Genomic DNA, 20,730 nt, shown 5'->3' with positions numbered 1-20,730 from the left:
ATCTTCGCAAGCTTTCTTGATGGTTCTGTGACAGTTCCATCCGCACCGCCAAGCTGGCGCTACCGGCAGTCGCCAAGTTTCAAGAATGCCCCGGGCAGGCCGATGTCGTGTACATATCCCCCGTATTCGCTGTGTTGCGGACATGGGGGCGGGACATCGTTCCTGTTCCTCTTGCCTAGAGATTGCGCCCCATGATTCTACAAAAATCCCTTCGAGCCCAGATTCTCGCCCTGTTGAGCGGCAGCCTGCTGGCGATGTTGCTGATCGCCCTGGCGTCCTTTCATTTCCTTTCCAATGGTGTCCAGAACTATCGCAACCTGATCGATGGACCGTTGCGTGCCTCGCAATTGATCGACGAGGCCAACCTGCAGTTCAAGGTGCAGGTGCAGGAATGGAAAAACGTCCTGCTGCGCGGCAAGCAGCCGGCGGACCTGGATAAATACTGGAAGCAGTTCGAGGAACGTCAGCGTGAGGTCCAAGACATCCTGGGCCAATTGAGCGGGCATGAAGGTGTGCCGGCGCCAATCAAGACCCGCATCGTGGCCCTGCGCGATGAACATCGTCAGTTGGGTGCTGCCTACCAAAAGGGCCGTGACGCATTTGTCGCCTCCGGTGGCGATTCGGCGGCGGGCGATGCGGCGGTCAAGGGCGTGGACCGTGCGGCCAGTGAGCAAATGAGTGCGCTGGTGGTGGAGCTGCGCAAGCTGGGCACCGAGCAATCGACGCTGATCAGTGCCGGCGCCGATCGCACGATTATGCTGGGCACCGTGATCATGCTGGTGTCGGGTGTGCTGATTGGGCTGTTCAGCCTGTGGCTGGTCAATCGCAACCTGGTTCAACCGATCCGTAACCTGATCGACTACGTGACCCGACTCAGCCATGGGCGTTTCGCCGAGCGTGTGACGAGCAACCGTCAGGACGAGTTGGGCAATCTGGCGGTAGCGGCCAACACATTGCGCGATTTCCTTGCCGAAACCTTTACCCGCCTGCAACGCAGTGCCACGGAACTGGACAGTGCCAGCGGTGAGCTCAATGCCATCGCCAGCCTGATGAGCCAGGGCACCAGCGAGCAATTCGAACGCACCGATCAGGTGGCGACGGCGATGAACGAAATGTCCGCCACGGCCCAGGAAGTGGCCCGCCATGCGGCTGACGCTGCAAGGGCGGCCGATGATGCCGATCAATCGGCGCAGCAGGGCGAGAAGGTCATGCAAGGGACCATTCACACCATCACCCGGATGCGCGGCGAGATCGCCAACACGGCCACGGTCATCCGTCAGTTGGAAACCGACAGCGGGCGCATCGGCAAGGTGCTGGAGGTGATCCGCGGGATCGCCGAACAGACCAACCTGCTGGCCCTCAATGCTGCCATCGAAGCCGCGCGAGCCGGGGAGGCGGGGCGCGGTTTCGCGGTGGTCGCCGATGAGGTCCGCAGCCTGGCCCAGCGTACGGCTTCGTCAATCATCGAGATCAACCAGATTATCCAGACTGTACAAACGGGAGCGGTGGACGCGGCCCACGCCATTGAGAGTGGGCAATCGCGCAGCGAAGAAAGTGTGGAGCAAGTGACCCAGGCCGGTGTGATGCTCGAACGCATCACCCAGGCTGTCGAAGCGATTCGCGACATGAACCGCCAGATCGCCACCGCAGCCGAAGAGCAGACTTCCGTGGCCGAAGACATTTCCCGCAACCTGACGGAAATCACCTGCATTGCCAGCACTAACCTGGACAATGTGCAGCGCACCGAAGCCGCCAGTCGGGATTTGCACGGTTTGTCAGGACAGTTGAATGAAGTGACGGCGCGGTTGAGTGCCTGACGGTCGTTCGCCACAGGTATTGATAAACGCAAAAGAGCCGCGCAACCCCAAGGTTGCGCGGCTCTTTTTTTGCAGATGGATCAAGTGTCTTGCTTGTTGCTCAAGACTTTGCCGGTCGTGGCATCGAAATCAACATCAAACTCTTTGCCGTCGGCTGTTTTCAATTCGACTTCATATTCATAACCGTTGAAGTGGTTATCCAGGTCGGTGTCGGTGATGGTCGCGCCCGGGTGCAACTTCAGGGCTTCGTCGTTCATCGACTCAAGGGACTTGATCTTGCCTTCCTTGACCAGTTGAGGAATCTGATCGACGCGAACATCTGCCTGGGCCAGGCCAGCAGTCAGGGTCAGGGCAGCGGCGGTAAACAGGGCAGTCAATGTTTTCATGAGTTCTTTCCTTGGTGTCGTTAAGGGTGAGTCGTTTAAGTGGGCTCAGATTAACTGTGGCAACTTAATTCACCCTTAATTCGAAAAAACCTGAAGCAAGTTGCCTGGCAACCGTCTTGCGACTCAGTAGCCATTCTTTTCCAATAGTTGCACCACGCTGCCTGTCTCGGGACGCTGGAAGTACTTGAGCAACTCATTGGCACGGTTGGTGAATATGCCATCGACACCGGCATCCATCACTTTCTTGAAGTCCACCGCTTCATCCACGGTGTAGACATGCACCAGCAGACCCTGGTCATGGGTGTACTGGTTCATCCACGGTTGCACCAGGTCCGCGTAACTCTGGCTGCCGCCATGGGTCAACGCCGCGGATGGCCCGGTACCAACGGCGCCCTGGGCCTTGGCGTACTGAATCCATTTTTCGAATTCAGCCTTGTCCTTGGGTTCCTGTTTGGCGTAATAGGCGGCCTTGTCCGTTTCGCCGGACTCGGCAAAAGGCACCTTGGATTTGGGCTCGATGTTGCCTTCGCCCACCCACAACAGCAGGATCTTCGGCACCTTCGGCATTTCTTTGTGCAGCAGTTCGAGACTGCTCTTTTCAAAGGTCTGCAAGACGACCTTGCCCTTGCCCTGGCCGACCCCCGTGGCCCGCTTGGCCAGTTTCGACCCGGCCGGGCTCAGCCAACCGCGGTCCTGCAATTTGTCCTTCAGGTCGCGCTCAATGCCGGGGAACAGTTTCGGCTCCTTGGTTTCGATGTACAGCCCGGGTTTTTGCTGCGGATTGCCCTCGGCGATATTGATCACTTCATCGAGGGTCAGGATCTTCAGGCCGGCGAACGAAGTGCGCGCGCGGTCCGGGTAAGCGGTGTTGAACCAACTGCCGGCATCGAGCGTCTTGAGCTCCGCCATGGTGAATTCGTTGGCGGTGCTGTCCTTACGCTCGGGGAATTTGACCGCGACATCCGTGGTGCGCAGCAGGCTGTCGTCATGCAGGACGAACAACACGCCGTCCTTGCTGCGTTGCAGGTCCAGTTCCAGGTAATCGGCGCCCAGGTCGCGGGCCAGCTTGTAGGCGGCAGCGGTAGATTCCGGCGCGTCGAACGAGGCCCCGCGGTGGGCGATCACGGCGGGGTGCGGAATGCCCTGGAGGGTTGCCAGGGCCTTGGGGCTCGGGGCCTCGGACGCTTGGGGCTGGCCGAAGCCGAGCAACAGGCTCAGCATCAAGGCGGTGCGGGTGAAGGTGACAGGCATGCTCGAAATCCTTTCGTCGGTGTGCAAAAAACTATCTTTTAACAACTGAACGCGGTCGGCGCTATCGCCATACCGACATAAAACAGTGCAAAGAAGATTTTTCCCACGCATTTCCAGGCCGCTTTGCAGTACCCTTGCCGCATCAGTTTCCCCGGCAGAGGGAAACCTTAAATCCTGTGTCCGCTTGCCCTGCGTGTAAACCATTGATCAGACGTCCCGAGGGACGCATCCATGAGGTTTACCATGCGCACCACTTCGACATTCATCTGCCAGGCCGCCGACCAGCTCAAGGGTTTTGTCGGCTTGAACCGCAAGACTGGCCAGTACATCGTGCGTTTCAGCGAAGACGCTTTCGGCATGGACGTGGCCGACGACGGCATCATCCCCACCTGCGAATTTGTCTGGGCCCCCGTGGCGGACGGCACCATGGCCCTCAAGCGCGAGCGGATCCAGTTGCTGCTGGACCAGCACATCGACGACCGGATCAACCTCACCGAACCCTTGCGGGTGTACATGGCCCGCAGTGATTTGCCAGAGATCGTGGCGGTGCGGCAGTTGGTGGAGGGCTGAGCCCCGATCCTGAGTTGAATAAAAATCCTGTGGGAGCCCACAAGGATTTTTGGAATGGCACGGTCCTGTGGCGAGGGAGCTTGCTCCCGCTGGGTCGCGCAGCGGCCCCCCAAAAAGCGATGAGCGCTGCGCACTCAAGCGGGAGCAAGCTCCCTCGCCACAAAAGCTTCCCAGCTATCACGCTACAGATTGATCAACGGTAAACACTGTGGCGTTAGATTGGGCGTTGGAAGGCATAGTCGCGTTCGACCTTGCACACCCTCGTATGGCAATGGCTATACCAGGTGGAGCGGCCGCGCTCACGGATCGCGCGGTGTTCGGGATGCTGCTTCCAGGCCAGGATCGCGGCTTCATCGCTCCAATAGGACACGGTAATCCCCAGGCCATCTTCGCCACGCGCCGATTCGACACCGAGAAACCCCGGCTGCTCTCGAGCCAAGGCCAGCATGCGCTCGGCGGCTTCGGCGTATCCTTGGTTCCCCTCGGTGCGCAGGGAGGTGAAAATCACTGCGTAGTAGTGGGCGTTCATGGCGTTGTCCTGGCGCAGGCTTGGACAAACGCGCTGACCAGCGGCGGCACGCGCCCTTCCAATGCGGCACGTTCAGGCTGGAATAGCGTGGCGACGAAGAACGGATGGTCCTGCAGCTCCACCGCTCGCAGGCCGCCGGCCGAGTCTCGGGCCACGGGATGCAGGCGCTGATTGAGCAAGTCTTCTTCAAAGTTCGGGTTGACCCCGAAGCGGCAATGGTAGCCCTCGAATACCATCTGGCGACCATAAGCCTTGGCAATCAACGAGTCCGCATCGAGCTGAAGGCTATCGATGGTTTCGATCAAGGCACAGCTCAGCGGCGTCAGCAGCGCCCGTTCGGCCTCGGGAGCGGTTTCGCCATGGGCGGCATCGGCCCAACCCATCACATTGCGCGCGTATTCCAGCACGGCATGCTGAAAACCACCGCAGGTGCCGAGGAAAGGGCGACGCTGTTCGCGGGCAAAACGAATCGCCTGCACGGCGCCGTCTTCACTTCGGTAAGGACTGCCGGGCACGCACCAGACGCCGTTGAAGTCATTTAGAACGCGGTTGTCAGCGATGGAGTCGGTTGCCAACCATTGGAAGTGAATGTCTTGGCCGGTTTGTCTGGTGATGAGCTCAAGGGCGATGGGGATTGCCCGATGAGCCGTTATCTGGGGGTCATGGTCGCCGACCAGGGCGATGTGTAAAGGACGCTGTTTTTCCATGGGAGAGTCGCCGCTTGTTGATTCCTGGTCGCCACTATAGATTGGCGTTCACGCAATCAATATTGGCGTTTATACAAGTGATCAATGCAGCAGCGCACTATCGTCTGGACTATCCCGACCTGTCCCTGATCCTCGCACTGGTCCGTGGCGGCTCACTGGCCCGGGCCGCTCGATTGCTGCAGGTGGATGTGTCCACGGTGTTTCGTTCGGTACGTCGGCTGGAGGCGGCCCTGGGCCAGCCCTTGTTCGAAAAAAGCCGTTCCGGGTACTTGCCCACGAGCCTGGCCCAGACGCTGGCTCAGCAAGCCGAGCGCGCCGAACAGGCCTTGGAGGCGGCGCGGTTGGGGGTGGAGCAGGGCGGCGAGGTCATCAGCGGGACGGTACGCTTGACGTGCAGCGACTCGGTCCTGCAAGCGTTGCTGCTGCCTGCGCTGGCGCGTTTCATGCCCGCGTATCCGGCGTTGACCCTTGAGCTGAGCACCTCGAACGACTTCGCCAACCTGAGCCGCCGCGATGCCGACATTGCGTTACGCCTGACCCGTACGCCGCCGGAACACCTGGTCGGTCGAAATCTGGGCGATGTGGCATACCGGGTATGCGCCAGCGCCACCTACCTGCGCTTGGCGAATACGGATGACCTGGCTTCCATGACCTGGATCGCGTCGGACGATTTTCTCCCGGATCACCCCACCGTAGCCTGGCGCCGCCAACATCTACCCGCCGTGGTGCCCGCCTATCGCTGCAACAGCATGCTCTCGGTCACCGAACTGGTGCGAGCCGGCTTGGGGGTGGCGGCGCTGCCAGACTTTCTGATCGATGAACACCAGGGCCTGATGCCCCTTGGCGAACCGCTGGAGGGGTATGACACCGCCCTGTGGCTCCTGACTCGCCCCGACTGCCGGGCCTTGCGCTCGGTGGTGAGCTTGTTCGATGAGCTGGGGCGCAATCTGCGCTGGCGCTGACTTCTAACGAGTAGGGTGTGCATGACTCAATGGACGATGGTCCCCAACGGTTATAGTGCCTCAAGCACCCGCCCTTGGCAGAGAACATCACGATGACGAAGTCTTCCCAACCCACTCCCGCCGCACCCGTTGACCACTTGCGTTTTCATCGCCCCCACGCGCATCTGGCGCCGACCTTCGGCAATGACCGCTTTGCGCTGAGAGCGGAGGCGTTCGCGCGTTTTTTCGGGACGCCGATGTTCCTCGGCGCGCAAACCTTGATCGTGCTGGTATGGGTCAGCCTGAACCTAGTGGGGGTCTTTCATTTCGATGCTTACCCATTCATTTTGCTGAACCTGGCGTTCAGCCTGCAGTCAGCCTATGCCGCGCCGCTGATCTTGCTGGCACAAACCCGTCAGGCTGCTCGGGACAAAGCCCAGGCGGAAGCCGATGCCCAGCATCGTGAAGCCTTGGCCATCGCCAATAGCGAGCGCCAGGCCCAGGCCGCGCAGAATACGGCGCAGTTACTTGAGTTGTTGGAACAGAACACCCGCCTGACGGAAATGACCAAGGCATTGACCGAGCGCATCGACAACTTGACCACTGAAATGCACCAGAAGGTCGTGCACAACCCATCGGTGCAATAGCCCTTCACGCCAGGATTTCTTGATCAAGCCTGGTAACGGCTCAGGAACATGTCGAGGGCCGATTCGATCACCTGGGCCTGCTCATCCTGGGTCAGGCTGGGTTGCCCCATCGAGACCTGCGGCCAGAAGGCGAACGTCTTGAGCAGCCCATGCATTTGCTGGGCGGCAAATGCAGGTTCCACGGGTTTCAACCGGCCATCGGCCTGGGCTTGGCGAATCCAGGCCGTCAGGCCTTCTTCCCGCTGGCCCATGCGCGACACCATGTCCCGGGCCCGCTCCGGGGAATGAATGGTTGCGGCGATGGCGATGCGCGCCAGGTCAAGGAAGTTCTCGTCCGCCAGCATGTGCAGTTTGGCTTGCAGCAACGTTTGCAGCTGCTCCCGTAGCGGCTTTCGCGGGCTGTAGGGCATGTCCTGTTCCGCGGTAATGCTGTTCCATAACCGATTCAGAATTTCGGCAAACAACTCTTCCTTGCTCGGAAAATGGTTATACACCGTGCGCTTCGATACGCCGGCAGTCGCCGCAATCTTGTCCATGCTGGTGATCTCGAAACCGCTGCTACGGAATTCAGCAATCGCGGCCTGGAGGATGGCTTCGCGTTTTCGCTCGGTAAGGCGCTGCGGTACGGTCATGGGCAATTCGTCGGTGAGATGAGAGAACTTACACTCGGCAGTTTACTTGCTGCCGGGATTCATGCAATCTAGAAAGTACACCGAGTGGTGTAGTTTTTTGAGTCAAGCGGCTGAGCGTGCATGCAACGGCCATCCAGCGTCCCACAACGGCGAAGCGCAATTGCGCCGACGCCCTTGGAGTTATCGCACCATGACCATTCCCTCTCTTTCGACCGACAATCCGTCCGCCCAAGACGCATCCCGGCGTGAACAGGGCAAGTATCGCAATCATGCCTTCACGCCTCGGGAAGGCTTTGGTACCACCCTGCGTATCATCTGGAACATGATCTTCCACAAGCCGCGCACCACTCGGCCTTCGGGCGCCATCGAGGTTCAACCGCTGTCGCGCGACACCCTGCTGGCCGCGCCGAACAACAGTGTCTGGCGCCTCGGCCATTCCACCGTGCTGCTCAAGCTGCGGGACAAGTTCTGGCTGACCGACCCGGTTTTCTCCGAACGTGCCTCACCCGTGCAATGGGTCGGTCCCAAGCGTTTTCATCAGCCACCCATCAGCCTGGAAGAACTGCCGCCGATCGAAGCAGTGATCCTTTCCCATGATCATTACGATCACCTCGACCATCAGGCCATTCTCAAACTGGCTGCCAAGACTCGCCACTTCCTGGCTCCCTTGGGCGTGGGCGACACCCTGATCAAATGGGGCATCGACGCCAGCAAGGTCCGTCAGTTGGATTGGTGGCAAGGCACCGAAGTGGACGGTATCGAGTTCATTGCTACGCCATCCCAGCATTTTTCCGGTCGCGGCCTGTTCGACAGCAACGGCACGTTATGGGCCTCGTGGGTGATGATCGACGCCGGTACCCGGATTTTCTTCAGCGGTGACACTGGTTATTTCAATGGTTTCAAACGCATCGGTGAGCAATACGGCCCCTTTGACCTGACGCTGATGGAAACTGGCGCCTATAACGTCGACTGGCCGCATGTCCACATGCAGCCGGAGCAAACCCTGCAAGCTCATATCGACCTCAGGGGCCGCTGGTTGCTGCCGATCCACAACGGCACATTCGACCTGGCGATGCATGCCTGGTATGAACCCTTCGATCGCATCCTGGCCCTGGCCTGGGAGCGCAACGTCAGCATCGCTACGCCGCAAATGGGCGAAGCATTCACCCTGACGCAGCCGAAACGTGGCCGCGCCTGGTGGCTGGATGTGGAGCCCTCGGCTTATCAGGACCAGCCCGACATGGCCTGACTCCCGACGCATCGATCATTCGATCATTGCGTAGTCTGGGCGCTCCATCGGATCCGGCGTGGCGCCCTTGATGTTCATGCCGCGCCCCGGTGCGAAGCCGGGGAAGAACACCAGGCCCTCGGCCTCCAGCCGAAAGGCCAGGGCCAGGCGGGTCACATCGAGCAACTCGCCCCCAGCCTCGAAGCGGCGGATGGCCTGGACCGAGACGCCGGATTGGCGGGACAGCTCCTCGACACTCCAGCCCAGCATGGCTCGCGCCTGTGCACTGTGAGCAGGGGTGAATTGATAGACAGCGATGCGTTGCAGGGTGGTTTTGATTGCGAGAGAGGCCATGGGGGGCTCCAAAGCTATGGGATAAAAAAGTACTGTGTTTTTGTACAGTTGTTTTGAATCCCGATCAATCTCATTTTTTTGATCAATGACCAGCGGTCTTTTCCAGCCAGGCACTCGGTGCGTGTCCCAGTACCCGGCGGAACATGGTGGAGAACGCGGCGGGGCTGTCGTAGCCCAGATCAAGGGCAATGCGGGTTACCGAATCGCCTACGGCCAATCGGGACAATGCCGACATCACACACGCCTGTTGCCGCCATTGGCTGAAACTTGCCCCGGTTTGCTGGCTGAACAGGCGATTGAACGAGCGCAAGCTGATATGTAACTGCGCCGCCCATTGCACGGGCGAGACGTGGGCGTTGGGGTGTTTCAGAAATCCCTGGCATAGGCCTAGCAGACGCGGGTCCTTGGGCAGTGGAAGGTGCAGCGGCAAATGCGCGCAGCGGGCCAGTTCGTGCAGCAACAGATCGATTAATGCACCGTCGCGTCCAGCCTCGTCATAGTCCGGCGCAAGTTCCACGGCTTCCATCAGCAACTGGCGCATCAGGGGCGACACGCTGATGACCTGGCAACGGGCGTCCATGGCCGTTACCGCAGCCGGTTCGATATACAAGCTTCGCGTGCTGACGCCCAGCATCAGCACCTCATGGGCAACCCCGGGCGGGATCCACACCGCCCGTTGCGGCGGCACCACCCAATTGCCGTCCGCGGTGCTGACCTGCATGACTCCGGTGGCGCCGTAGAGCAACTGCGCCCGACGGTGGCGGTGCAATGGCAACAAATGTCCGTGGGGGTAATCGGTGCCAATGGCGACGACTGCCCTGGGGGTCGCATCCAATAAATCGATCGAAGTGTTGCGCATCAACGGGCCACTCGTGATTGGCGTAAACGCGAACATTATTGGCTTGTTTGCTACAGCAGGCCAAGCGTCGCTTACCTATCGTGGGCGCCCACATTTCACGGAATCACCTCGAATGTTCTATGTATTGCTCGCATGCTTCGGCTGCCTGAGTGGCGTGACAGCCGTGCTGTTCGGGTTCGGCGGCGGCTTTGTCGTGGTGCCCTTGATGTATCGCATGCTGACGGTTCATCACACCGGTGACGTCATCGGTGAGTCGGCGATGCACATCGCCGTCGCTACCTCCACCTGCGTCATGATCGTCAACGCCCTGGTTGCCACTCGAAAACAACGCCGCGCCGGTCAGTTGATTCGTCGTTATTTGTGGCCGTTCGGCGGCTTCATTGCCCTGGGCGCGGCCCTCGGCGCAGCTACTGCCACCTGGATGAGCGGCGAGATTATCCGCTACGCTTTCATTGCCTACCTGGGCCTGACCATTTTGGATTGCCTGCTGCGGCGAGGTTTTCTGACACACACCAGCGATGCCGTCCCACGATCTTTGGCGACAATGGAGACCGCGTTGGGCGGCACCACCATCGGAGTCATCGCCACGGTCCTGGGGGTTGGCGGCAGCGTCATGACCGTGCCGCTGCTGCGCCGTTGTGGCCTGAGCATGTCCCAGGCCACATCCATGGCTAACCCGCTGAGCTTGCCCGTTGCCCTGGCCGGTACTGTTACCTACATGGCCATGGCCGGTTTCACCGATACAGACTTCGGCCCGTGGTTTATCGGTTATATCGATCTACTGGCCTTTGTTGCGCTCACACTTGGCGCGTTACTGGGCATTCGCCTGGCAACGCCATGGATCGGGCGGATACCGGATCGGCTGCACGCGTGGGTCTATATTGGATTGTTAGTCATTGTGATGCTGGGCATATCGATACAATAAATCGCTGCACGGCGTTGCTCGAAATCCAGTGAAGGAGGGTGCCATGTCAATATCCGACAGTGACTGGAAGAGTTACAACGAACTCTACGATCTGGCGCTAGAGCGCTTCTGCCAAGGCGTTCTTGCTGATGCCCAGACCATCGCTCAGAGCGAAGCTTTATCAGCTCACGCGCGATATCGTACGCTCTATCGCCTCATGCGAAATCGGGACAAGGACTTGGCGATGGCATTCAATGTATCTCGACGCCGAGACGTCTCTTTATCTTTGAGATTGATGATTGCATATGACCTGCTGAGCGATCAGGAATTGGCGGTCCTGAGCGAGGAACTGCGTGAAAGGGTTTCTGACGCCGTTCGCCAACCCTTTGAGATTGAATGGGCTGAAGACACATAAGTATTTTTCAAGCATTTTCCAGAGAGTCTGAATGTTAATCTTCAACTGCACCGAAGCGGCCAGCAACTTCTTCAGCCGCATGAGCAAAGGTAAGAAAATTACCCCAGTGGAGAAACCACCATCACCCGTTATCGAGGACGATGAGGTGGTGGTTGAGTTCGCCGAACAGTGGCTGGTCCATGCTATCACCGTGCAGCGCAAACACGTGTTGTTCGTCATCCATGTGCAAACCCGTTACTGCATGATTTTCGCCGATGCTAAAAAAGCTGATATTGAAGGTTTTGTTCAGCGGTTTTCCGAGCGATGGATCAATGGCCTGATGCGTCACGCGGGACAGCACGACCTCCTTCGCTGGGTCGATGACGAACCGATGATGGAACGCTTCCGGGAAAGTTGCCGTGAGTACGTTTTTTACAAACGTGGTCATCGTGGTGCGCAAAAGCACATCAACGAAATTTCCTGGATTTTCGAGGACTGTGCCGCCGAATGGGGAACGTTACCCACAGATGAATACGCTGCGGGCCGCTTCGATGGCAATAGGAATAACACCCCGAGAAGCAGTAAGGGGCATAAGGACTATTACTACCCGGATGAGGAAATGATCATTCACTGGTTGCGGGTGTACGGTGGCGTGGATGATTCCGCCGCCGAGGCTGCTCGTGAACGACGTATGGAAGTGAGACGGGAAATCTGGGCACTCGAACGGCAACTTGCGCAAGAAGCGCAATGAATAGGAAAAGCGACGACGCTCTGCAGCTCGTCGTCTGAGTCACAACAGTCCCTCAGGCGAAATTACTTTTCATCCAACCCCGGCGCTTCCCGAATAATGAAGTGATCCAGGTTCTCGATATTGGCACTGAACACCCCGAACGTCTGGTCGGGGTTTTTCTTGCTCGGTACCTGCTTGAGCTCCGGCGTCACGCCATAAAAGAAGCAATACAACGGCGCATCACTGTCGGCGGCGTGCTTGATCTCTTCCAGGAACGCTTTGCGCTTGCGGTAGTTATCGATCAGCTTCTTGCTCAGGTAAACGTTGACCGAGTAAGGCTTTTTCTTCGTCTCGTCCGGTTGTTTGAACCAGACCTTGGGTTCGAAATCGATGCGAAAGCTTTGCGTGTAATCCTTGATCTCCTTGATCTTGCCCCAGTAAATGAGCCCCTTGTTATCCAGCAGGTACTCGATCTTCTTGAAGAACGACCCATAGGGCGCCGTGTGCTCGCCAATCTTCAGCATCATGCGCTTGAGCAGGTCCTTGTCCGCGAAGTTCGACACGAAGCACTCCACCGGATGGGCGAAGACATGGGTCTTGTCCGGTGCCGAGTCACGGCCCGGGTGCTCGTCATGCCTGGCGGCTGAAGGCATGCGCTCATCGCGTATCACGTCTGCCGTCGCCGTCGGGTTGGACGGCTTGCGCACATACTCACGCCGAGTCAGCAACAACTCCGAAGGGAAATGCTCCTCCCGCCCGTCATCCGATTCCGCCCCATCCACTTCCAGGCCCGAGGCTGGCGCCTTCAGGCTGACATAAGGGCAACCCTCGATATGCCGCGTGCTGGGGATGTTCTTGAAGTGCGGCGTGCGCACGTAATTCACATTCTTGGCGTTGAACGTCCCCAACACATTCGCCGCATCAAACGCCATTCGACAGGCATCGTTGGGGCACTGGAACTGTTCCTTCGCGGAATCGAACGCCACCGTCTCGTCGAAATTCAGATCGCGCACGTCATAAATCGACAGCTTGTCGTCGAGGCTGCGGCAGTAGGCGAGGTCGAATTTCATGGTGGGCTCGGGTCCTTGAGGGGGAAGGGTATTAATAGCGGGAGGCGGGGTGGGTTGCACTGACTGTTTTCAGATCAGAGCAAATTTGTAGCAATGCCCCGCCCATGGACAGCGCCCGAGACGTTATTGATATTCTTCCAGCTCAACACCGACCCTGTGGCGAGGGAGCTTGCTCCCGCTGGGCTGCGCAGCAGCCCCAATTCAATATCACCAACAAAAAACCGTCGCCCGAACACGGACGACGGCTTCAGATTGGGCCTCAAAACCTTCGCAAAACCCGAGACGCTTTCCGCCACCAGGATTCGTGCTGGCTAAACGGATCATCCATCAGTGCCGCCGGCATATCTCGCAACGTGGCCTTGTTAGGCCAGTATTTCGAGGCCATGTTTTTCCACGATACTGAGCAGCTTAAGGGCCATTCCTCCTGGACGTTTGTCACCGGCTTCCCACTGCTTAACTGTCGATGCGCTTGTGTTCAGGTAGCGGGCAAAAACCGGCTGACTGACGTGGTTGCGCAGACGAATCTTCTTGATCTGAGCAGGCGGGATTTCAACAGGCACCTCAGCAATGCAGGTCTCATCGAATTCCCGCATGGTGGCCTTGTCGATAGCGCCGATTTTCAGCAGTGCCTCAGCCGAGCTGTGAATCGACTCGAAAGCCTCACTTTTGAATTTTTTCGCCATTGCATATCTCCACAAATTCTTTTCCGTCCAGCAGAAGCTGGACTTGCTCCTTGCTCAAACCTTTATAGGCATCAGCAAGCTTCTTAAACGCGGCCAGTTCATTTTTAGTGATGTTGTCCTGGTCTTTCTTAGCAAACAGGAACTGATACACCCAATAGCTACGACCTTTGGCAAGAATGATCGAGCGGTGACGATTCTCATTGAGGCGCTTTTTCCAAACACCTCCGCCCAAATCATCGGCTTGTCCGTTGACGACTTCCTGCACCGCCTTGCAGAGATCAGCATCTGTGATCTTTGCTTTCTTTGCTGCGGTAGCAAAGGTCTTCGTTTTGAATACCCTCATTGGCATAAGCTTTCCCTTTGGAGTACAAAGCTACCACTCAGTGGTATAGGTGTCAAAAGCGTGAGTTTTGCAGATAGCGCCGTCTAGTATGGTCCGAGGGGTACGACTGTAAGGGGGGACGGGACACTGATATTGTTTCAACACATCGCAAAACCTGTGAGAGTGGGCAACAACCCCAGCCTCAACGCCAAACACCCGTGGCGTGGAAGCTTGCCTCGCTGGGCTGAAGCAGCCCCACCCCAACGGAGTGTTTTTCACTCAACGACCAGTCGACCAACTTTCTGATACAGCGACAAAGTGAAAGCCTCTCTGTCACTGGCAAGATGACAGCGTCGATGGCAATTCGGGCAAAGCGCCACCGCGTTGGTAATGCTGTCCGAGCCATTCAGAGCCAGATGCTTCACATGATGCACTTCAAGAAACGGCAACCCGTCCACCTCGAACGGTGCGTTCTGACCGCAACCTTCGCAGACCCCTTTAGCTAGCGCAGCAACCCAAGCTCGGACTTTAGGATCTCGAACGTAGGACATCGTAGTCGTGCTGACCTGCTGGGGATTTGGGGTCCCTGATGGTTCGATCTTGAGCCCTTTCTTTTGCAGCTTGGAAGCTCGGCTGATCAACGTCTGCTGATCAGCGGTCGGAGCAAATTCGCCCGCGTCAGGTATCGCTTTATTAGCAAGCACCTTACGGATTCGTTGAGCCACACCTGCGCCAATGTTCTTGGCGGGCATATAGCCGCTGATCCGCCGCAGCCCCATTTGCTCCAACACCGCCGAGATATTCTGCATGCGGTACTCAACCGATGAGGCACTGCGCTTGCCCAACGGTCCGTCACGCAGGCGCTGGTTTTCAATCGACTTCTTGAAGGTCTGGCCGTTTAATTCTCGGTCGAGCATTTTCAGATAAGCATCAACCGAGGCCTCAAGCTCTTCATCGCTCCAGCCGCTTTTTTCCTTTCGAGTATCCATACAGTCGCCGAGGGTTAAAAACCCTCGGACGATACTGACTGGCTATTACGGCTGTCTACGAAATTTCCTACAGAAAAGGTACTGACCTCGTTTGGGACACTCTTAAGAAACGGAATGCCCAGGAACGTGAAACGCCTCACGCAACCTACGCCACCAAGGCTTAGCCGCCTTCGTTCGGCCTCGAGTCCGATTGAGCAGTAGATACGGCATATCCCGAAGCCGAATCCAGCCGTCGTTTTGCCAATGCAGCAGACTCAGGGACATCTCTGGCCAATCCAAAACACTCAGCATCGGCTGATCGGTATCGCTTGACTGCGCGTCCCGTAATGCCGGCACCACTTGATGTGTTAGCCACTCACGCAACAAACGATTCTCTGGCACATAGTGGTAAACCAGTAGGGCATATACACCAGACTCACTGAGCATCAGCCGCTTCTCAGGCTGGCCGTGGTAACGAATCAAAAAAACGTGTCGCTGGTCCTCATCAAGTTTGCTGTTCATACGGTCGTTCAGATGCACGCCCATCAACCGTCCGAGATCGCGGGCACAGAACCAGGGTTGGTTTTCCAGGAGAAGGGCGTGCAGGTGGAGGTTGTGACGGGTGAATACTGCGGGAACGTAAGCATCGGAAATGATGGGTCTCCGAGGTGAGCGGAGAGCAGCGTGGAGTGATTTGGGCATACCGTACCTCTACGTTTGAAGTTAGCGGCGCGAGCCCGACGTAGAGGATGTAAGAAAAATCCCAACAAGCTATTTCGCAATACAGAGTTGCATACGTCTTCTAAGACGGTACGCGCTTCTATGTTTGGCGATTAGCTACTACGTTGGGCGTTTCTTAGGCACCTGCGACTAAGATAGGTAACGAGGCGATACGGCGTCAATGCGGAAGGATTCTGAGTTTTTCGTAGGGCAGAGGTGGCGTGCCGGTCCTGAAGTTAAACGCGGCTTTGCTTCCGTTGAATACAAAAAACCCCGTTTTCACGGGGTTTTCAGTTACGCGTGCAACATAGGATTCTTCTTTCGAATCAATCCCAGCTCAAAGCCCCACCCGTCTGATACTCAATCACTCGCGTCTCAAAGAAGTTCTTCTCTTTCTTCAAGTCCATGATCTCGCTCATCCAAGGGAACGGGTTAGTCGTGCCTGGATATTCTTCCTTCAGACCAATCTGCGACAAACGACGGTTAGCGATGAACTTCAGATAGTCTTCCATCATCGCCGCATTCATCCCCAACACGCCGCGAGGCATGGTGTCGCGGGCGTATTCGATCTCCAGCTGCGTACCCTGCAGGATCATCTGGGTCGCTTCTTCCTTCATCTCGGCATCCCACAGGTGTGGGTTTTCGATCTTGATCTGGTTGATCACGTCGATGCCAAAGTTCAGGTGCATGGATTCGTCGCGCAGGATGTACTGGAACTGCTCGGCGACGCCGGTCATTTTGTTGCGGCGGCCCATGGAGAGGATCTGGGTGAAGCCGCAGTAGAAGAAGATGCCTTCCAGGACGCAGTAGTAGGCGATCAGGTTGCGCAGCAGCTCTTTGTCGGTGTCCGGGGTGCCGGTTTCGAACTTCGGATCGGAGATCGAACGGGTGTATTTCAGGCCCCAGGCGGCTTTTTTCGCGACCGATGGGATCTCGTGGTACATGTTGAAGATCTCGCCTTCATCCATGGCCAGCGATTCGATGCAGTACTGGTAGGCGTGGGTGTGGATCGCCTCTTCGAAGGCCTGGCGCAGGATGTACTGGCGGCATTCCGGGTTGGTGATCAGGCGGTACACGGCCAGGACCAGGTTGTTGGCAACCAGGGAGTCGGCGGTGGAGAAGAAGCCCAGGTTGCGCATCACGATGCGGCGCTCGTCGTCGGTCAGGCCTTCCGGGTTTTTCCAGAGGGCGATGTCGGCGGTCATGTTGACTTCTTGCGGCATCCAGTGGTTTGCGCAGCCGTCCAGGTACTTCTGCCAGGCCCAATCGTATTTGAATGGCACGAGCTGGTTGAGGTCGGCGCGGCAGTTGATCATGCGCTTTTCGTCGACGGCGACACGGGCGGAGGCGCCTTCGAGTTCGGCGAGGCCTTCGGCGATGTCGAGTTTGTCGAGGGCGGCCTTGGCGCGAATGATCGCGGCCGAGTCGTTGGCCGTCACGGCCCGGGCTTCGAGGGCGGCGGCACCGCCGGCGCTGTCGAGGCGGTCCATGTTGGCTTCAGAAGCGTGGCCGGCGTTGGCGCCTTTTACAGCGACTTCGCCGTCTTCTTTGTCGAATTCGTCCCAGCTCAGCATGACGTGTCGTCTCCTGCGTGAGGGCCAGATGCCCAATGAAGGCCTACTGGCCGCGGTGGATCTTGGAAAAATCGTTTGTTGCAGCAGCTGACGCAGGCAATAAACAGAAAAATGTACGGGTCATTCTGAAGCGGCTGTGTACGCGAGGAGGCGATGAGCCTCTGCGGGGGCTTCAGGCTGGCTTGATCCCCTGTAAGGGAATATTGCAGGCCCGTTTAAGGCGGCATTATAAGGACTTTTTTGCCTACGTGCTGCGGCGAAATCGCCCACGAAGGAGGTGGCGGGGGGCATATCCGCGTGGGAGCGAGGGTTTACAAGGCTTTGGCCGCTGAAGATTTTTTTTGCATGGGTCGCGGGGCAGGTTTTTTTGATCAAAAAATGAGCGTTTTTTACGGTTTTGCACTACATGTTGTGTTTATGGAGGGTTTTCGGCGCTTTCAGACACAACCAGGCCCGATCGAAATCGGGCCGTGGAAAATGCCAGTAATGATCAGCCGATACGGGCCGAACCGGTTTGATCGTAGCCATCTTCCGCGACGGTAGCGGAGCCGGTACGGTCGTAGCCGTCTTGCGCGACGGTAGCAGAACCGGTGCGGTCGTAGCCGTCTTCAGCGACCGCGGAACCGGTGCGATCAAATCCGTCGGCGGCGAAGGTGTTGCCGGCCAGTACGGACAGGGTCAGGACGAGGATCAGTGGGGTTTTCATGGTGGTTGCTCCCGATTGGTTTAAAGGTTGATCAGCCGTTGGAGCAGCCGTTGCCCATGACGCTGTAGCGCAGGATGTGGCGCTGGCCCTTGGAATCGTCGTATTCCATCTTCGCTGGGACCACTTCGCAGACGTTCGGGATTTCGCTCATGGAAATGACTTTGGCGATGTCCAGGTGGGTGGAGTAGGTGTACTCCTCAATGGCCGGTTTTTGCTGTGCAGCGTCGGTCGGGAGCTCGTCTGCCATCGCGGTGGCGCAAAGGCTGCCGAGGGCCAGAACCCATAAAGCTTTCATCTGATTCACCTTTCTTGAGGTCGAGTGGGGTCACGCAACCTTTTTGGGGTTGCGTGTGGAGCAAGTATTGGAAGTTGGATTAACGGCCTTCGTGGGGGCTGCGTTGCGTTAATCGTGTTTGCCGGTTGGCGAGATGAATTTTAGGGAGTGGGGCGGGGCACAAAAAGACTCGGTTTTGATAAACACTGTTGGTTGATCTGGTAATAATCGCTGCAGGTGGGGGGATTGTCTGCTGTATCTATGTTGGATGGGCTGCCGCCATCGCGAGCAAGCTCGGCTCCCACAGGCTCGGCTGCTGCACAGGGAAAAGCCTGGCGGGAGGGAGTTGCACGTTAGTACCGACATTTTGTAGGGACTTGTTACTACCATCGTCGAATGGTTCTATAGGCCCGCCCCGGGCTACAACGGGATCATACAAAAACAACTATTCACCGAGGTAAGAAAGATGAGTGCGGCTTCTGTGTATCCCGTTCGTCCCGAGGTTGCGGCCAATACGCTGACTGACGAGGCGACCTACAAGGCCATGTACCAGCAGTCGGTGGTCAACCCGGACGGCTTCTGGCGCGAGCAGGCCAAGCGCCTCGATTGGATCAAGCCTTTCACCACGGTGAAGCAGACGTCCTTCGACGATCACCATGTCGACATCAAGTGGTTCGCCGACGGCACCCTGAACGTTTCCTACAACTGCCTCGACCGTCACCTGGCCGAGCGCGGCGATCAGGTGGCGATTATCTGGGAGGGCGATGACCCTGCCGAGAGCCGCAACATCACCTATCGCGAGCTGCATGAAGAAGTCTGCAAGTTCGCCAACGCCCTGCGCGGCCAGGACGTGCATCGCGGCGACGTGGTGACGATCTACATGCCGATGATCCCCGAGGCCGTGGTCGCCATGCTGGCTTGTGCCCGGATCGGAGCGATCCATTCGGTCGTTTTCGGCGGCTTCTCGCCGGAAGCACTGGCCGGTCGGATCATCGACTGCAAGTCCAAAGTGGTGATCACCGCCGACGAGGGCGTTCGCGCCGGCAAGAAGATCCCGCTCAAGGCCAACGTCGATGACGCGTTGACCAACCCGGAAACCAGCAGCATCCAGAAGGTCATCGTGTGCAAGCGCACCGCGGGCAATATTAAATGGAACCAGCACCGCGACATCTGGTACGAAGACCTGATGAAAGTGGCCGGCACCGTTTGCGCGCCGAAGGAAATGGGCGCCGAGGAAGCGCTGTTCATCCTCTACACCTCCGGTTCCACCGGCAAGCCCAAGGGCGTGCAGCACACCACGGCCGGCTACTTGCTGTACGCGGCGCTGACCCATGAGCGGGTGTTCGACTACAAGCCCGGTGACGTCTATTGGTGCACCGCCGACGTCGGCTGGGTCACTGGCCACAGCTATATCGTCTACGGCCCGCTGGCCAACGGCGCGACCACGCTGCTGTTCGAAGGCGTGCCGAACTACCCGGACATCACCCGAGTGGCCAAGGTTGTCGACAAGCACAAGGTCAACATCCTCTACACCGCGCCGACCGCCATCCGCGCGATGATGGCTTCGGGCACTGCCGCCGTCGAAGGTGCCGACGGCAGCAGCCTGCGTCTGTTGGGTTCGGTCGGCGAGCCGATCAACCCGGAAGCCTGGGACTGGTACTACAAGAATGTCGGCAAGGAGCGTTGCCCGATCGTCGACACCTGGTGGCAGACCGAAACCGGTGGCGTGCTGATCAGCCCACTGCCAGGCGCCACGGCATTGAAGCCAGGTTCGGCCACGCGTCCGTTCTTTGGTGTGGTGCCGGCGTTGGTGGACAACCTTGGTAACCTGATCGAAGGCGCGGCCGAAGGCAACCTGGTGATCCTCGATTCGTGGCCAGGCCAGGCGCGTACGCTGTACGGCGACCATGATCGTTTTGTCGACACCTACTTCAAGACTTTCAGTGGGATGTATTTCACCGGCGACGGTGCGCGTCGCGACGAGGATGGCTATTACTGGATCACCGGTCGGGTGGATGACGTGCTCAACGTGTCCGGCCACCGCATGGGCACGGCCGAGATCGAGAGCGCCATGGTCGCCCACCCGAAAGTCGCCGAAGCGGCGGTGGTCGGTGTGCCGCACGACATCAAGGGGCAGGGCATCTACGTCTATGTCACCCTCAATGCCGGCGAAGAAACCAGCGAGGCCCTGCGCCTGGAACTGAAGAACTGGGTGCGCAAGGAGATCGGTCCGATTGCTTCGCCGGATGTGATCCAGTGGGCGCCGGGGCTGCCAAAAACCCGCTCTGGCAAGATCATGCGCCGCATCCTGCGCAAGATCGCCACGGCGGAGTACGACGGGTTGGGTGATATCTCCACCCTGGCCGACCCGAGCGTGGTGGCGCATCTGATCGAGACGCACAAGACCATGAACGTCGCCTGACGGCGGTTTGTGACCTCAAGCAGCCCCGCCTGGCATTTGTCT

24 protein-coding genes are annotated in these 20,730 nt (G+C 58.2%); 9 read left to right on the top strand and 15 right to left on the bottom strand.

The genetic code is table 11. From position 1 onward, the window contains the following. Positions 1-191 precede the first annotated feature (191 nt). Complete coding sequence (locus tag V7773_RS25475) at positions 192-1,817, top strand: methyl-accepting chemotaxis protein (RefSeq protein ID WP_063324686.1); 1,626 nt, start codon at positions 192-194, stop codon at positions 1,815-1,817. Positions 1,818-1,897: 80 nt separating this feature from the next. Here the strand turns inward: V7773_RS25475 and V7773_RS25470 are convergent, their stop codons facing one another. Further along, positions 1,898-2,203 carry a PepSY domain-containing protein gene (locus tag V7773_RS25470; protein WP_063324687.1) on the bottom strand — a complete coding sequence of 102 codons (306 nt, stop codon included), beginning with the start codon at positions 2,201-2,203 and terminating at the stop codon, positions 1,898-1,900. Positions 2,204-2,326: 123 nt separating this feature from the next. Continuing rightward, positions 2,327-3,454, bottom strand: coding sequence for a glycerophosphodiester phosphodiesterase (locus V7773_RS25465; RefSeq protein ID WP_336075929.1), 1,128 nt, complete (start codon positions 3,452-3,454; stop codon positions 2,327-2,329). Positions 3,455-3,697: 243 nt separating this feature from the next. Here V7773_RS25465 and V7773_RS25460 point away from each other — a divergent pair, with 243 nt between their 5' ends. Beyond that, a complete protein-coding gene (locus V7773_RS25460; protein WP_063324689.1) occupies positions 3,698-4,024 on the top strand; it encodes a DUF2025 family protein in 327 nt (108 codons plus the stop codon). A gap of 214 nt (positions 4,025-4,238) precedes the next feature. On the opposite strand, the gene V7773_RS25455 is transcribed toward V7773_RS25460, so the two are convergent. Beyond that, positions 4,239-4,553, bottom strand: a complete 315-nt coding sequence (locus V7773_RS25455; RefSeq protein WP_336075927.1) for an antibiotic biosynthesis monooxygenase family protein — start codon at positions 4,551-4,553, stop codon at positions 4,239-4,241. Further along, positions 4,550-5,260, bottom strand: a complete 711-nt coding sequence (locus V7773_RS25450; RefSeq protein ID WP_336075926.1) for a CTP synthase C-terminal region-related (seleno)protein — start codon at positions 5,258-5,260, stop codon at positions 4,550-4,552. The genes V7773_RS25455 and V7773_RS25450 overlap by 4 nt, the downstream gene beginning before the upstream one ends. A 14-nt stretch (positions 5,261-5,274) precedes the next feature. Here V7773_RS25450 and V7773_RS25445 point away from each other — a divergent pair, with 14 nt between their 5' ends. Further along, on the top strand, positions 5,275-6,222 hold the full coding sequence (locus V7773_RS25445) for a LysR family transcriptional regulator (RefSeq protein ID WP_336075923.1): 948 nt from the start codon (positions 5,275-5,277) through the stop codon (positions 6,220-6,222). A gap of 92 nt (positions 6,223-6,314) precedes the next feature. Then, positions 6,315-6,848 (top strand): DUF1003 domain-containing protein, encoded by a 534-nt coding sequence (locus V7773_RS25440; RefSeq protein ID WP_336075921.1) that lies wholly within the window; start codon positions 6,315-6,317, stop codon positions 6,846-6,848. A gap of 23 nt (positions 6,849-6,871) precedes the next feature. Here the strand turns inward: V7773_RS25440 and V7773_RS25435 are convergent, their stop codons facing one another. Next, a complete protein-coding gene (locus tag V7773_RS25435) occupies positions 6,872-7,480 on the bottom strand; it encodes a TetR/AcrR family transcriptional regulator (protein WP_072348224.1) in 609 nt (202 codons plus the stop codon). Between the two features lie 190 nt (positions 7,481-7,670). Here V7773_RS25435 and V7773_RS25430 point away from each other — a divergent pair, with 190 nt between their 5' ends. Then, positions 7,671-8,729 carry an MBL fold metallo-hydrolase gene (locus V7773_RS25430; protein WP_336075917.1) on the top strand — a complete coding sequence of 353 codons (1,059 nt, stop codon included), beginning with the start codon at positions 7,671-7,673 and terminating at the stop codon, positions 8,727-8,729. A 15-nt stretch (positions 8,730-8,744) separates the two neighbouring features. Here the strand turns inward: V7773_RS25430 and V7773_RS25425 are convergent, their stop codons facing one another. Both V7773_RS25425 and V7773_RS25420 read right to left on the bottom strand, forming a co-directional pair. Then, the gene (locus V7773_RS25425) at positions 8,745-9,062 is read right to left on the bottom strand and encodes a helix-turn-helix domain-containing protein (RefSeq protein WP_063324696.1); all 318 of its coding nucleotides are present in this window, start codon (positions 9,060-9,062) and stop codon (positions 8,745-8,747) included. An 82-nt stretch (positions 9,063-9,144) separates the two neighbouring features. Continuing rightward, positions 9,145-9,921: an AraC family transcriptional regulator gene (locus V7773_RS25420; RefSeq protein ID WP_072348220.1), complete on the bottom strand. Its 777-nt coding sequence runs from the start codon at positions 9,919-9,921 to the stop codon at positions 9,145-9,147. 112 nt (positions 9,922-10,033) lie between these two features. Here V7773_RS25420 and V7773_RS25415 point away from each other — a divergent pair, with 112 nt between their 5' ends. From V7773_RS25415 to V7773_RS25405, 3 genes are read left to right on the top strand one after another with little or no spacing between them, the layout of a single operon-like run. Beyond that, entirely contained in the window at positions 10,034-10,846 is an 813-nt protein-coding gene (locus V7773_RS25415) for a sulfite exporter TauE/SafE family protein (protein WP_336075912.1), read from the top strand. A gap of 43 nt (positions 10,847-10,889) precedes the next feature. Beyond that, the gene (locus tag V7773_RS25410) at positions 10,890-11,240 is read left to right on the top strand and encodes a hypothetical protein (RefSeq protein ID WP_063324699.1); all 351 of its coding nucleotides are present in this window, start codon (positions 10,890-10,892) and stop codon (positions 11,238-11,240) included. Between the two features lie 31 nt (positions 11,241-11,271). Then, complete coding sequence (locus V7773_RS25405; RefSeq protein WP_336075909.1) at positions 11,272-11,970, top strand: DUF6933 domain-containing protein; 699 nt, start codon at positions 11,272-11,274, stop codon at positions 11,968-11,970. 62 nt (positions 11,971-12,032) lie between these two features. On the opposite strand, the gene V7773_RS25400 is transcribed toward V7773_RS25405, so the two are convergent. The 8 genes from V7773_RS25400 to V7773_RS25365 form a co-directional block, all read right to left on the bottom strand. Continuing rightward, a complete protein-coding gene (locus tag V7773_RS25400) occupies positions 12,033-13,019 on the bottom strand; it encodes a hypothetical protein (RefSeq protein ID WP_063324701.1) in 987 nt (328 codons plus the stop codon). Positions 13,020-13,381: 362 nt separating this feature from the next. After that, positions 13,382-13,702: a helix-turn-helix domain-containing protein gene (locus tag V7773_RS25395; RefSeq protein ID WP_336075905.1), complete on the bottom strand. Its 321-nt coding sequence runs from the start codon at positions 13,700-13,702 to the stop codon at positions 13,382-13,384. Beyond that, complete coding sequence (locus V7773_RS25390; RefSeq protein WP_092345609.1) at positions 13,680-14,051, bottom strand: type II toxin-antitoxin system RelE/ParE family toxin; 372 nt, start codon at positions 14,049-14,051, stop codon at positions 13,680-13,682. Before V7773_RS25390 ends, V7773_RS25395 begins: the two co-directional genes overlap by 23 nt. Before the next feature lie 248 nt (positions 14,052-14,299). Beyond that, positions 14,300-15,013, bottom strand: coding sequence for an HNH endonuclease (locus V7773_RS25385; RefSeq protein ID WP_336075900.1), 714 nt, complete (start codon positions 15,011-15,013; stop codon positions 14,300-14,302). 102 nt (positions 15,014-15,115) lie between these two features. Further along, on the bottom strand, positions 15,116-15,646 hold the full coding sequence (locus tag V7773_RS25380; RefSeq protein WP_336075948.1) for a BRO-N domain-containing protein: 531 nt from the start codon (positions 15,644-15,646) through the stop codon (positions 15,116-15,118). 392 nt (positions 15,647-16,038) lie between these two features. Next, positions 16,039-17,286 (bottom strand): ribonucleotide-diphosphate reductase subunit beta, encoded by a 1,248-nt coding sequence (locus V7773_RS25375; RefSeq protein WP_063324703.1) that lies wholly within the window; start codon positions 17,284-17,286, stop codon positions 16,039-16,041. Between the two features lie 490 nt (positions 17,287-17,776). Next, entirely contained in the window at positions 17,777-17,992 is a 216-nt protein-coding gene (locus tag V7773_RS25370; RefSeq protein ID WP_063324704.1) for a hypothetical protein, read from the bottom strand. Between the two features lie 31 nt (positions 17,993-18,023). Further along, on the bottom strand, positions 18,024-18,287 hold the full coding sequence (locus tag V7773_RS25365) for a DUF2790 domain-containing protein (RefSeq protein ID WP_336075897.1): 264 nt from the start codon (positions 18,285-18,287) through the stop codon (positions 18,024-18,026). Positions 18,288-18,732: 445 nt separating this feature from the next. Between V7773_RS25365 and acs the strand changes: the two genes are divergently transcribed. Continuing rightward, positions 18,733-20,688, top strand: a complete 1,956-nt coding sequence (gene acs / locus V7773_RS25360; protein WP_063324705.1) for an acetate--CoA ligase — start codon at positions 18,733-18,735, stop codon at positions 20,686-20,688. Positions 20,689-20,730 lie beyond the last annotated feature (42 nt).

The organism is Pseudomonas sp. 3JA (assembly GCF_036961705.1).
GTDB lineage: Bacteria > Pseudomonadota > Gammaproteobacteria > Pseudomonadales > Pseudomonadaceae > Aquipseudomonas > Aquipseudomonas fluorescens_Q.
Note: the sequence above shows the minus strand (reverse complement) of the source record. Positions and strands in the feature narration are given on the sequence as shown.